The following is a 242-nucleotide window of genomic DNA, read 5'->3' as shown; positions in this document are numbered from 1 at the left end:
AGAAAGGCGGTCAGTCATGAACGAGAAGGTTTTCGCACAGATCATGGACATTCGCGACTCCGGGCGGGTGAATATGTTCGACATTTCCGCTGTTCAGAGGATGGCGTTTAAGATGGAATTCTACGAACTCATCTGCTTCATCGAGAGAGATCGTGCGGCCTATGTACGCTTTATCCTCACGGGCGAAGAGTAAGTTTTACAGCTTCTTGCACAGCCTTTCGGGGCTGTGTTTCTCTCGAAAA

Annotated in this window: 1 protein-coding gene; it reads left to right on the top strand. The window is 49.2% G+C overall.

Annotation, left to right across the window (positions count from 1 at the left end):
• The first annotated feature begins 16 nt into the window (after positions 1-16).
• Positions 17-193 (top strand): DUF5049 domain-containing protein, encoded by a 177-nt coding sequence (locus HMPREF1992_RS05005; protein ID WP_037358667.1) that lies wholly within the window; start codon positions 17-19, stop codon positions 191-193.
• The last annotated feature ends 49 nt before the right edge of the window (positions 194-242 follow it).

The organism is Selenomonas sp. oral taxon 892 str. F0426, assembly GCF_000468035.1.
GTDB lineage: Bacteria > Bacillota > Negativicutes > Selenomonadales > Selenomonadaceae > Centipeda.
This window is presented reverse-complemented; position numbering and strand designations above follow the sequence as displayed.